At 36.4% G+C, this 12,538-nt stretch carries 12 protein-coding genes, 1 rRNA gene and 1 other annotated feature; all 13 genes read left to right on the forward strand.

Annotation, left to right across the window (positions count from 1 at the left end; translation table 11 throughout):
- The gene (gene ftsZ / locus HNQ94_RS17370) at window positions 1-1,113 is read left to right on the forward strand and encodes a cell division protein FtsZ (RefSeq protein WP_174497509.1); all 1,113 of its coding nucleotides are present in this window, start codon (window positions 1-3) and stop codon (window positions 1,111-1,113) included.
- Window positions 1,114-1,638: 525 nt separating this feature from the next.
- Window positions 1,639-2,559, forward strand: coding sequence for a sigma-E processing peptidase SpoIIGA (gene spoIIGA, locus HNQ94_RS17375; RefSeq protein ID WP_174497510.1), 921 nt, complete (start codon window positions 1,639-1,641; stop codon window positions 2,557-2,559).
- A 151-nt stretch (window positions 2,560-2,710) separates the two neighbouring features.
- Window positions 2,711-3,430, forward strand: a complete 720-nt coding sequence (gene sigE, locus HNQ94_RS17380) for an RNA polymerase sporulation sigma factor SigE (RefSeq protein ID WP_174497511.1) — start codon at window positions 2,711-2,713, stop codon at window positions 3,428-3,430.
- Between the two features lie 148 nt (window positions 3,431-3,578).
- Window positions 3,579-4,358, forward strand: a complete 780-nt coding sequence (sigG, locus tag HNQ94_RS17385; RefSeq protein ID WP_174497512.1) for an RNA polymerase sporulation sigma factor SigG — start codon at window positions 3,579-3,581, stop codon at window positions 4,356-4,358.
- A 169-nt stretch (window positions 4,359-4,527) separates the two neighbouring features.
- The gene (locus HNQ94_RS17390; RefSeq protein WP_174497525.1) at window positions 4,528-4,800 is read left to right on the forward strand and encodes a YlmC/YmxH family sporulation protein; all 273 of its coding nucleotides are present in this window, start codon (window positions 4,528-4,530) and stop codon (window positions 4,798-4,800) included.
- A gap of 113 nt (window positions 4,801-4,913) precedes the next feature.
- Entirely contained in the window at window positions 4,914-5,720 is an 807-nt protein-coding gene (gene pgeF / locus HNQ94_RS17395) for a peptidoglycan editing factor PgeF (protein ID WP_174497513.1), read from the forward strand.
- Window positions 5,721-5,740: 20 nt separating this feature from the next.
- Window positions 5,741-6,421: a YggS family pyridoxal phosphate-dependent enzyme gene (locus HNQ94_RS17400; protein WP_174497514.1), complete on the forward strand. Its 681-nt coding sequence runs from the start codon at window positions 5,741-5,743 to the stop codon at window positions 6,419-6,421.
- A 14-nt stretch (window positions 6,422-6,435) separates the two neighbouring features.
- A complete protein-coding gene (locus HNQ94_RS17405) occupies window positions 6,436-6,846 on the forward strand; it encodes a cell division protein SepF (RefSeq protein ID WP_174497515.1) in 411 nt (136 codons plus the stop codon).
- Window positions 6,847-6,861: 15 nt separating this feature from the next.
- A complete protein-coding gene (locus HNQ94_RS17410) occupies window positions 6,862-7,125 on the forward strand; it encodes a YggT family protein (RefSeq protein WP_174497516.1) in 264 nt (87 codons plus the stop codon).
- Between the two features lie 27 nt (window positions 7,126-7,152).
- A complete protein-coding gene (locus HNQ94_RS17415; RefSeq protein ID WP_174497517.1) occupies window positions 7,153-7,926 on the forward strand; it encodes a YlmH family RNA-binding protein in 774 nt (257 codons plus the stop codon).
- Between the two features lie 78 nt (window positions 7,927-8,004).
- Window positions 8,005-8,520, forward strand: coding sequence for a DivIVA domain-containing protein (locus tag HNQ94_RS17420; protein WP_174497518.1), 516 nt, complete (start codon window positions 8,005-8,007; stop codon window positions 8,518-8,520).
- 59 nt (window positions 8,521-8,579) lie between these two features.
- Window positions 8,580-8,807, forward strand: a binding site (T-box leader).
- A gap of 130 nt (window positions 8,808-8,937) precedes the next feature.
- Window positions 8,938-11,688: an isoleucine--tRNA ligase gene (gene ileS / locus HNQ94_RS17425; protein WP_174497519.1), complete on the forward strand. Its 2,751-nt coding sequence runs from the start codon at window positions 8,938-8,940 to the stop codon at window positions 11,686-11,688.
- A 673-nt stretch (window positions 11,689-12,361) separates the two neighbouring features.
- Window positions 12,362-12,538: ribosomal RNA gene (locus tag HNQ94_RS17430) — 16S ribosomal RNA — on the forward strand; the annotation flags it as partial.

The following is a 12,538-nucleotide window of genomic DNA, read 5'->3' on the forward strand; positions in this document are numbered from 1 at the left end:
ATGTTAGATTTTGATACGAATATGGATCAACTAGCAACGATAAAAGTTATTGGTGTAGGTGGCGGTGGAAGTAATGCTGTGAACCGCATGATTGAACATGGTGTACAAGGTGTTGAGTTTATTGCAGTTAATACAGATGCACAAGCTCTTAACCTATCAAAAGCAGAAGTAAAGATGCAAATTGGTGGCAAATTAACGAGAGGTTTAGGTGCAGGTGCTAATCCTGAAATTGGTCGTAAAGCTGCTGAAGAAACAAAAGAGCAAATTGAAGAAGCTCTTCAAGGTGCAGATATGGTATTTGTTACAGCAGGAATGGGTGGAGGTACAGGTACTGGTGCTGCTCCCGTTATTGCTCAAATCGCAAAAGAATTAGGTGCACTTACTGTTGGGGTTGTTACTCGTCCGTTTACTTTTGAAGGTAGAAGACGTTCCACACAAGCTGTAGGTGGAATTGACGCTCTAAAAGCGAGTGTTGATACACTTATTGTAATCCCTAATGATCGTCTATTAGAAATGGTGGATAAAAACACACCAATGCTTGAAGCTTTCCGTGAGGCTGATAATGTACTTCGTCAAGGTGTACAAGGTATTTCTGATTTAATTGCTGTTCCTGGTTTAATTAACGTAGACTTTGCAGACGTTAAAACGATTATGGCTAATAAAGGTTCTGCCTTAATGGGAATTGGTATTGCTACAGGTGAAAACCGTGCTACCGAAGCAGCGAAAAAAGCAATATCTTCTCCATTATTGGAGACTTCTATTGATGGTGCTCATGGTGTGTTGATGAACATAACTGGTGGTATTAATTTAAGCCTTTATGAAGTACAAGAAGCAGCTGATATTGTTACTTCTGCAGCAGACCAAGAAGTAAACGTTATTTTTGGTTCTGTCATTAATGAAGAATTAAAAGATGAGATTATTGTTACAGTTATTGCTACAGGTTTTGATGAAAATCAAAATACGCAAAGTCCAACGAAACAACGCCCAGGCGCTGTAAATGATAAAGTGAGCCGTGGCAATGAGGAACGTCGCGGTAAAACAGTAAAAGCTGGATTGGAAGAAGAAACGTTAGATATCCCAACGTTCCTAAGAAATCGAAATCGTAGACCATAACAAACAAGTAAGTAGTAGAAGCTGGCGTATAGCCAGCTTCTTTTTGTTTGCTTAGGAAATTATAAAATTTCGGACTTGTGGATAAGTTAGTTGCACGGGGGAGCCACGTCTAGCTCCAGCACCTACCCCCTCGGGACATAAGTCAATCCCTTCTGTGGCAAAAACCTCCACGGCAGGTCTTGCCTTATGCCTGCCTTAGGCTGAGCAAGGCGCTTGCGCTTTTGTTCTTATTCCCTTAGGTTTATCTCTTTTTGACCATTTGGTTTTAAGAAAGTTAACCTTATGATTGGAATTAGGATCAACTTCAAAAGTTTCTTCGTAATATTTTACTACTAAAACTTCTTTTAACTACTATATAGGTCATCCAATCTATACTTTCTTCTATTATGAAAACGAATTAAAAATAGTTAGACAAAATGAGAAAAAATAAGTACATTTTTGCAAACAGAATTTGACAGACTTTTTAGGCTATGTTTTCTATACTTACCCGTAAGAGTAAAGTTGTCCAAAGAAAGGCGGAAAAACGTGACAATCTATTTGGATGCTGTCTGGATTCTAAACTTTTTGATTGATTGGATGATTTTACAGTTAGTGCACTGGCTGACAAGAGCATCAACACCAAGAGTTAGACTTATTGCCGGGGGTATTGTTGCATCACTACTTGTGCCGATTACACTTTTATATCCAAATAACTTTTTTTCAACTTTACCTGGAAAGATTATATTTTCCCTTATTATTTTGGTCGTCTCTTTTGGTTTTAAAAATTTAAGGCAATATATGAAACAATTCCTTAGTTTCTATTTTGTTTCGTTTGCTATTGGTGGTGGTTTATTCGGAATTTACTTTCTCGTTGGACAACAATTGCATAATTCGAATGGACTTTTTGTCACCTACACGACAGGTTTTGGTGATATGGTCAGTTGGACATTCGTTGCTATATTTTTTCCGATAGTATGGTGGTTTACAAGAACGAGATTAGACCAAATAACTTTTGAGAAAATTAGGTACAGTGAAATGTGTCCCGTAAAATTTGAATTGGACGGTAATCAATATGAAACGACTGGATTTTTTGATAGTGGAAACAGCTTAATGGATCCTTTCACAAAAAAACCAGTTATCGTTTGTGATGAAGTTGTGTTAAAAAGATGTTTTTCAGATAGTGACTGGCTTCAATTAAAAAAATGTCAGGAGGATTGGTCCTTTGAACACCTTCCCGATAAATGGTTATCCAGAATAAGGATGATACCATACCAAGGAGTTGGAGGAAGAAGAGCCTTTATACTTATATTCAAGCCAGATAACTTTTATGTAAAATACCAAAATCAAAATTACTGCCTAGATAAAGTGTATATTGGTATCCAGTTTGGTGAACTATCGGCAGATGGAAGTTACCACTGTTTATTGCATCCGAAAATCATGCAAGCTCCAAAGCTCAAAATATCCTAATTTCTAATACCATGCAATTTATACCTATCCTAGTACTTATGTGCATGGACCTACTTCTTAAGACTTTTGCTAGCTAAGTTTTCTATAAATACCCTTTAACATACTTGAAGGCTTTGTAAGATAAAAAATCGAAGGGGAGAGATAGGGCAATATGAAAAGATGGAAAATTAAACTTCAACTAATATGGTATAAGTTATTATTTAAACTTCGAATTAAATCTGATGAGATTTATTATATAGGGGGAAATGAGGCCCTTCCTCCACCACTTTCTAAGGAAGAGGAACAGGAATTATTAGAAAAATTACCGAGTGGGGATATGGCAGCACGTTCTATTTTAATTGAGCGGAACTTGCGATTAGTTGTTTATATAGCTAGGAAATTTGAAAATACAGGTATTAACATTGAAGATCTAATTAGTATTGGAACAATTGGTTTAATAAAGGCGGTTAACACATTTAATCCAGAGAAAAAAATTAAACTTGCAACATATGCGTCTCGCTGTATAGAGAATGAAATCCTAATGTATTTAAGAAGAAACAATAAAATACGTTCTGAAGTTTCCTTTGATGAACCATTAAATGTGGATTGGGATGGAAATGAATTGTTATTATCAGATGTTTTAGGGACAGAGGAGGATATTATTACGAAAGGTCTGGAATCAAATGTGGACAAAAAGCTATTACGAAGTGCTTTATCTACATTAAACGATCGTGAAAAACAAATAATGGAATTACGCTTCGGGTTAATTGGTAAGGAAGAAAAAACCCAAAAAGATGTGGCGGATATGTTAGGTATTTCCCAATCTTACATTTCTCGTCTTGAGAAAAAAATTATAAAAAGATTACGTAAAGAATTTAATAAAATGGTTTAGTGAAAATGCTTATATGATGGAGTTTTCGTATTTTCTTACTCAATATTTTGAAAGTTTGAAAACAATTGAATAGGTGAATCACTGCATAAAAATCCCTCCGATGGAGAAACTTATTGTTGACACTAGCTCCACTTAGGAGGGGTTTAGATTGACACGACATAAAGTAGAAATATGCGGTGTCGACACATCAAAACTACCAGTATTGAAAAATGAAGAAATGCGGAAATTATTTAGACAAATGCAAGCAGGTGATCAATCAGCCCGGGAGGAACTGGTAAACGGGAACTTAAGACTTGTTTTAAGTGTGATCCAACGATTTCATCATCGAGGAGAGTATGTTGATGATTTATTCCAAGTTGGCTGTATCGGATTAATGAAATCCATTGACAATTTTGACTTAGGCCAAAACGTAAAATTTTCAACATATGCTGTGCCGATGATTATTGGTGAAATTCGCCGTTACCTACGTGATAACAATCCGATTCGGGTTTCTCGTTCACTTCGGGACATTGCCTATAAGGCACTTCAAGTAAGAGAACGATTGATGAGTAAAACATCAAAAGATCCAACACCGATGGAAATTGCAGAAGAAATGGACATACCACATTCAGATGTCGTTTTCGCATTAGATGCTATTCAGGATCCTGTATCTTTGTTTGAGCCTATTTACAACGATGGTGGAGATCCAATCTTTGTGATGGATCAATTAAAGGATGATAAAAACAAGGATACGATTTGGATAGATGAAATAGCATTAAAAGAAGGTATGCGGAGATTAAATGACCGAGAAAAAATGATACTTAACAAGAGGTTTTTCCAAGGAAAAACGCAAATGGAAGTAGCAGAAGAAATCGGGATATCACAAGCGCAAGTGTCGAGGTTAGAAAAAGCAGCAATTGAACAAATGAATAGGAACATAAATCAGTAGTCATTCCATTACTGATTGATCCAGAGCCCTTGAACGTTTAATACGTCAAGGGCTTTTTCAATGCTAAAGGAAGGGGCTATTCCATGGCTTTACGCTTTTCTTATTAATTTTCTAACTTTGTATGAATGAAAGGAGGTGCCTGCATATATTTATAATAAGGTAGGTGATTATAATGACCATTTCTGAATTACAAGTGAAGGATATAGTGGCGATAGAAGATGGGAAGAAGTTAGGTTACATTACAGATTTAGAAATTGATGTAGATAGAGGGTACATTGTTGCCATTATTATTTCGTTAAGAGGAAAAATGTTTGGCCTTTTTGGAAAAGATGAGGAAATGATTATCCCTTGGAATCACATTGTTACAATAGGAGCCGATGTTATTTTAGTGAGAACGGAAAATCCTAGGATGACGCACACAAGTAGAACCGAATTAGAATAGGGTACAGATTCGTTCGTTTTTCGACTTAATCAACATCAACTTAGGAACTTGCAAGAAATCCAACGAAAAATATGATAAAATAAATAAAACTCCTATTTAGGGGGAACCGTCAAATGAAAGATCCTTTTACAAAAACAAAAAATTCCCGGTTTCTACAAATTAATAATTGGAAAAACGCTAATATTATAGCGGGGATTACGACCAGATTAAATGGTACTAGTAAGGAAGCTTTCTCCTCTTTAAATATGGGTTGGCATGTAGATGACAATGATGCGCATGTCAGAAACAACTATGAAATAATGGAAAAGGAAATAAAAATACCACTAAACCAATGGATTAGCTCAAAACAAGTGCACGATACGGAAATATTTCATGTCAAAAAGGACCAATCTTTTTTTCCGCTTCCTAATTTTGGTTTAGAATGTGATGGTTTTGTTACTAGTGAAAAGGACAGATTGCTAACAGCAGTGTTTGCTGACTGTGTACCATTATTTTTTGCTGCTCCTAACTACGGATGGATAGGGCTAGCCCATGCAGGTTGGAAGGGAACAGTTAAGGGAATAGGTTTAAGTATGATTGATAAAATGGTATCGGTAGGAATCCCGTTAAAAGACATTCAAGTAGTAATTGGCCCTTGTATAAGTGCTGATCATTATGAAGTTGATATGCACGTCGTTGACCATATTCCTGAAAAGTTTCAAAGAAAAGGAAATGTTTTAACAAAGACGAGAGAAAATCATTATTTACTTCATTTAAAAGCACTACATAAAGAATTGTTTTTAGACAAGGGATTACAAGATAATCAAGTTCAAATGACTACTTATTGCACGTTTGAACAGGAAGAACTTTTTTATTCTCATCGTAGAGATAATGGACATACTGGTCGAATGATGGCGTTTATCGGAATGAATAGTCGCTAGGAAAGGAGCTTCTCTTTTACATGAATGTTGTAACAAGCTTAGCTGATATCAAAGAATACATTGAAGAAGCATGCAAAAAACATGGTAGAAATACAGAGGAAGTAAACATCATTGCTGTCACAAAATACGTCTCCATCGATCGAGCAAAACAAGCTGTTGAAGCAGGGGTAGTGGACCTAGGAGAGAATAGGGTAGAAGGTTTTCAATCAAAATATGACGCATTAGGAAATCGAGCTAAATGGCACTTTATCGGTACATTACAGTCTAGAAAGGTAAAAGACATTATCGAGCAAGTTGACTATGTTCACTCTTTGGACAGGCTCTCTCTTGCAAAAGAAATAAATAAACGCGCAACAAGAAAAATTTCATGCTTTATTCAAGTTAATGTAAGTGGCGAAGAATCAAAACATGGGATGGATCCTGAAAATGTACTAACTTTTGTTGAAAAATTGAAAGCGTACGAAAACATTCAAGTGGTCGGGCTCATGACAATGGCTCCATTCACGGAAGATGAATCTCTATTAAGAAACTGCTTCCGAAGCTTAAGACAGCTTAGAGATAATGTACGTGAGCTTGGACTGGAGTATGCTCCTTGTGCGTATTTGTCAATGGGAATGAGTAATGACTTTCCTATTGCCGTAGAAGAAGGAGCAACCCATATAAGGATTGGCACGAAATTAGTTGGTAAGGAATTAGAATAAGAGGGTGAAGGAAAATGAGTATAAAAAATAAGTTGAAATCATTTTTTGCTTTTGATGATGATGAGTATGAATTCGTAGAGGTGCCAATAGAGGAGCAAGAATCCAATTCTCTTCATAAAAAAAGCGGCAAACAAAATGTAGTCCGGTTGGAAAGTGTTCAGTCGACTTCAAAAGTTATTCTTTGTGAACCTAGGGATTACGATGGCGCTCAGGAAATAGCGGACCATTTAAAAAACCGCCGTTCTGTCGTTATTAACTTGCAAAGAGCAGATCATCATCAAGCCCTCCGTATTGTAGATTTTTTAAGTGGAACTGTGTATGCTATTGGAGGTAACATCCAAAAGTTAGGTCAGCACACATTCCTCTGTGCTCCAGATAATGTAGATGTATCTGGTACCATATTAGCATTAGAAGACTTTGAATAAAGGTGGTTGATTAATTTGGAACAACTTTATTATGTGATCTATCAAGCGCTTACGATTTACATGTATGCCATTATTGTTTACATATTAATGTCCTGGTTCCCAGGAGCAAGAGAGTCATCTTTCGGGAGAATTTTAGGGAAAATTGTGGAACCTTATCTTGAACCTTTCCGTAAAATTATCCCTCCATTAGGAATGATTGATATTTCACCTATCGTAGCAATTTTCACATTGCAATTTGCCCTAATTGGTCTAGGTGAGCTATTCAGCATGCTAATGTAATTAAAAAAAGAACTAGAGGAAACAACGATGGATATTTATCAGCACTTTCGAGTAGAAGAACAACCTTTTATTGACAAAGTTCTTTCCTGGAAAGAAGAAGTAGAAAGAATGTTTGTCGCAAAATTAACGGATTTTCTGGATCCTAGAGAACAACATATAGTAAACTCCCTCATAGGAAATAATGGTGACATTCAGGTCCACTTTTTCGGTGGTAGTTCTACCTCTGAAAGAAAGCGTGCCATCATTGCTCCGTTATATGAACAAATAGACAAACAGAATTTCAACATTTGTTTATTAGAGGGGAAGTTCCCTAATAAGTTTGTTACCCTTGAACATCGAGACGTCCTTGGGGCACTAATGTCTTTAGGGATAAAACGCAAGAAAATGGGAGATATTCTCGTTGGTGATGGCATTGTGCATCTGTTAGTGGACCAAGAAGTTTCTACATATGTACAAATGCATTTAACGGGTATTAAAAAAGCATCTATTTCCCTAGTAGAAACAGCTATTTCAAATCTTGTCCCATCTACAGATCAATGGATAGAACAAGAAGGTACCGTTTCTTCTTTGCGATTAGATGCTATCATCAAGGAAATATATAACGTATCGAGAAAGCAAGCTGCAGATTATATATCCAAAGGTGCTGTTAAAGTGAATTTCAGGGAAGTAGAAAATAGTGCCTTCTCCATAGAGCAAGGGGATATTATTTCAATCCGAAAAAAAGGTAGAAGTAAAGTGGTACGTATAGAAGGTAAGACAAAGAAAGAAAAATGGCGAATTACTACAGCAAAACTGAAATAATGTAGAAATTTTGCAGGATATATGGGGACTAAAGTCGAATAACAAATAAATAAAGAATTTGCTAAGGGGGTTACCTTTGTGTCTTTAACACCACTTGATATTCATAATAAGGAATTTACACGCACATTTAGAGGGTATGACGAGGACGAGGTTAATGAATTTTTAGACCAAGTGATCAAGGATTATGAGAAAGTTATTCGTGAGAAAAAAGAGTCTGAAGAGCAAGTGGCCGAGTTAAAAGAAAAGATTGGTCATTTCAATAATATTGAAGCAACGTTAAATAAATCGATTCTCGTAGCTCAAGAAACTGCAGAAGAAGTAAAAGGTAATGCAAACAAAGAGGCGAAATTGATTCTTAAAGAAGCAGAAAAAAATGCTGATCGGATAATAAATGAAGCTTTATCAAGATCTCGCCGTATTGCTATTGAAGTAGAAGAACTGAAAAAACAAGCAAAAGTGTTCCGTACCCGTATGAAAATGATAGTTCAAGCACAATTAGACATGATTGAAAGTGACGATTGGGAAGATTTGTTTGATCAAGAGATAGAAGAGCCAGCAACAGAAAACAAAAAATTCAACTTTATGGATAGCTAATCTTGACGATGCACTTATTTTTAAATATAATTCAATAACATAACAGACAAATTAAATCGTTCAAAACGATGACAGGGAAAGTACAAAGAATTGGTTGTCCCAAGCGAACTGGGGATGGTGTAAGCCCAGTACAAACATTCTTTCGAAAATCACCCTTGAGTTTCCAGGTGAACAGTTTGAACTAAGTAACCGAGGACGCCTCATTCCCGTTAAGAATGACTGAGAGGGTAAAAAAGGACACTTTTTTATCAACTAGGGTGGTAACGCGAGACTTTCTCGTCCCTTTATGGGATGGGGAAGTCTTTTTTTACTTTAAGAAACTCTTCTTAAAGGATAATATAGCAATGCTTTCGTCATTAGTATTTTTCGTAAGCAAATGCTTATGTGGACGATTGAACTTTTCAAGGAGGAACTAAAATGAGCTACAAAGAGACTTTATTGATGCCACAAACTGAATTTCCTATGCGTGGTAACTTACCAAAGCGTGAACCTGAAATGCAACAGCATTGGGAAGACACGAACATTTATGAAAAAGTACAAAAGCGTACAGAAGGCCGTCCATTATTCATTCTTCATGATGGACCTCCATATGCCAATGGTGATCTTCATATGGGTCATGCACTTAACAAAATTTTAAAGGATATGATTGTAAGGTATAAGTCCATGTCAGGCTATCATTCACCATATGTACCTGGTTGGGATACACACGGTCTTCCTATTGAGGTAGCTTTAACGAAAAATAAAAAAGTCGACCGAAAATCCATGAGTGTTGCCGAATTTCGTGAGCTTTGTAAAGAATATGCTTTAGAACAAATTGACCGTCAACGAGTACAATTCAAACAACTGGGTGTAAGAGGGGACTGGGATAATCCTTATATAACGTTAGATAAGGATTATGAAGCTGCACAAATTGAAGTTTTTGGAGAAATGGCGAAAAAAGGCTACATCTATAAAGGATTAAAACCTGTTTATTGGTCCCCATCCTCTGAATCAGCACTTGCAGAAGCGGAAATTGAATACCAAGATAAGCGCTCTCCTTCTATTTATGTAGCTTTTAATGTAGTAGATGGCAAAGGCGTTTTAAATGGTGATGAAAAAATTGTTATTTGGACGACAACTCCTTGGACAATTCCAGCTAACTTAGCTATCGCTTTGAATCCGGAATTAGAATACGCTGTTGTTTCTGTTAATGGCGATAAATTGGTTGTTGCAGCTGACATGGTAGAACAGTTAGCTCAAGTATTTGAGTGGGAAAGCTATGAAGTAACAAATAAATATTTAGGTAAGGAGCTAGAAAGAGTTGTTGCGAAGCATCCTTTCTACGACCGTGAATCACTTGTTATTTTAGGGGACCATGTGACGACAGAGTCTGGAACTGGGTGTGTTCACACTGCTCCAGGACACGGGGAAGAAGACTTTTGGGTTGGTAAGCAATATGGTCTTGATGTCCTATGTCCAGTTGATGAGAAAGGTCATTTTACTTCAGAAGCTCCTGGTTTTGAAGGCGTATTTTATGATACAGCTAACAAACAGATCACAGAAAAATTAGAAGAAGTGGGAGCATTATTAAAGCTTAACTTTATTACACACTCTTACCCACATGATTGGCGTACGAAAAAACCGACAATCTTTAGAGCAACATCTCAATGGTTTGCTTCTATTAAAGACTTCCGTGAAAACTTATTAGATGAGATTAAAGCTGTAAAGTGGGTACCAGAGTGGGGTGAAACTCGACTTCATAACATGGTTAAGGATCGAGAAGATTGGTGTATTTCCCGTCAACGTGTATGGGGTGTTCCAATTCCTGTGTTCTTTGGTGAAAATGGCGAACCAATTATCACAGATGAAACAATCACTCATGTTTCGAAGTTATTCCGTGAGCATGGTTCAAATGTTTGGTTTGAGTGGGATGCGAAAGATTTATTACCTGAAGGCTTTACTCATCCTTCTAGCCCCAATGGTAAGTTTACGAAAGAAACAGATATTATGGATGTTTGGTTTGATTCAGGTTCTTCTCACCAAGGTGTTCTTGTGGAAAGGCCAGAACTACATCGTCCAGCAGATATGTATTTAGAAGGTTCTGACCAGTATCGTGGTTGGTTCAACTCATCTTTATCTACATCTGTGGCAGTAACAGGAAAAGCACCATATAAATCCATCTTAAGCCATGGTTTCGCTTTAGATGGTAACGGAAGAAAAATGAGTAAATCTTTAGGCAATGTTGTCGTTCCAAATAAAGTAATGAAACAACTAGGTGCAGATATTCTTCGCTTATGGGTAGCTAGTGTGGATTACCAAAGTGATGTAAGAATTTCTGATGACATCTTAAAACAAGTAGCAGAAGTGTATCGTAAAGTACGTAATACATTCCGTTTCCTTTTAGGTAACTTACATGACTTTGATCCTGCGAAGCATGCTGTGAAAGTAGAAGATTTACAAGAAGTAGATCGTTATATGTATATTCGTTTACAAGAATTATCTAAGAAAGTACAAAATGCTTATGATACGTATGAGTTTTCTGTAATTTATCATGCTGTTCATAATTTCTGTACTATTGATTTAAGTTCTTTCTATTTAGATTTTGCAAAAGACATTCTTTACATTGAAGCTGCGGAAGATGAACGTCGCCGTAGCATTCAAACAGTATATTACGAAATCTTAACTACTTTGTCTAAACTGTTATCACCAATTCTTTCACACTTAACAGATGAAGTTTGGGCGTTTATTCCTGGTGTTGAAGAAGAAAGTGTTCAATTAACAGATATGCCAAAGCCTCAAAGTGTATCTGGCCAAGAAGAATTAAAAGTGAAGTGGGATCATTTCATTGAAGTAAGAGATGACGTCTTAAAGGCTTTAGAAGAAGCAAGAAATGAAAAAGTAATTGGTAAGTCTTTAGAGGCAGCAGTAACAATTGTTCCTAAAGATGAGAAAACAAAAGAAGTATTACAAAGCATTGAGCATTTACATCAATACCTAATTGTATCTAGTGCAGAAATTGTAACGGACAGTAATGATACAAAAGAGTATGATTGGGTCCATGTAAAAGTGGAAAAACACGATGGTGAAAAGTGTCAACGTTGCTGGGTTTCTTCCTATACAGTGGGTCAACTAGAAAGTCATCCTGATTTATGTGATCGTTGTGCTGATATTGTAGAGAAACATTATTAAAATTTTTAAAGAGGTTGATTTGGGTTGATTTGAGTTAATCAAATCAACCTCTTTTTTATTTAGAAATTTTAACTTAGTTAAAGGATTAAAGTATAAGAAAAACCAAGGCTTTCGCCATAAGGATTTGGCGACAAGCCAAGTTTTTCTAATGACTCTACCTTGAATGTTTGTTAGTGATAATAATGTGATAAACTATAGCCAGTGAGGAGATTCTCGCGAGCTATAAGGCAATAAAGTCTACCCAGTTCTGTAATGCTGTATTAGCCACTTACTCTTTATAGGAACAATTTATAAGAATAGAGCTTTTAGGTAGAATCATTTACTATTTCCAAATTTTACATGCATAATAGATATTGTATTAGGGTATATTTCATGATATATTATTAATCCGCCACAAAAACGGCGGGTAATAAAACAACTTAGAAAAAATTGGTTGTTGCAAGGATAGATCAAATCATGATATATTAGTTTTTGTCGCTTTTAACAGCTGACTAAAACATTTCAAAAAAGTGTTGACTTATAATTTTGAAAGTGTTATGATTGTAAAGTTCGCTTCAAACGAAGCGCGCCTTTTGAACTTTGAAAACTGAACAAAATAACCAGTACGTCAATTCGCTATTTTTTAAATAGCAAAGCAACAAACGAGTTACAAGGATGTCAGCATCCAATACATTTATTGGAGAGTTTGATCCTGGCTCAGGACGAACGCTGGCGGCGTGCCTAATACATGCAAGTCGAGCGCGGGAAACAAGCAGATCCCTTCGGGGTGAAACTTGTGGAACGAGCGGCGGACGGGTGAGTAACACGTGGGTAACCTGCCTGTAAGACTGGGATAACTCCGGGAAACCGG

This window comes from Salirhabdus euzebyi, from assembly GCF_014207435.1.
Lineage (GTDB): Bacteria > Bacillota > Bacilli > Bacillales > Alkalibacillaceae > Salirhabdus > Salirhabdus euzebyi.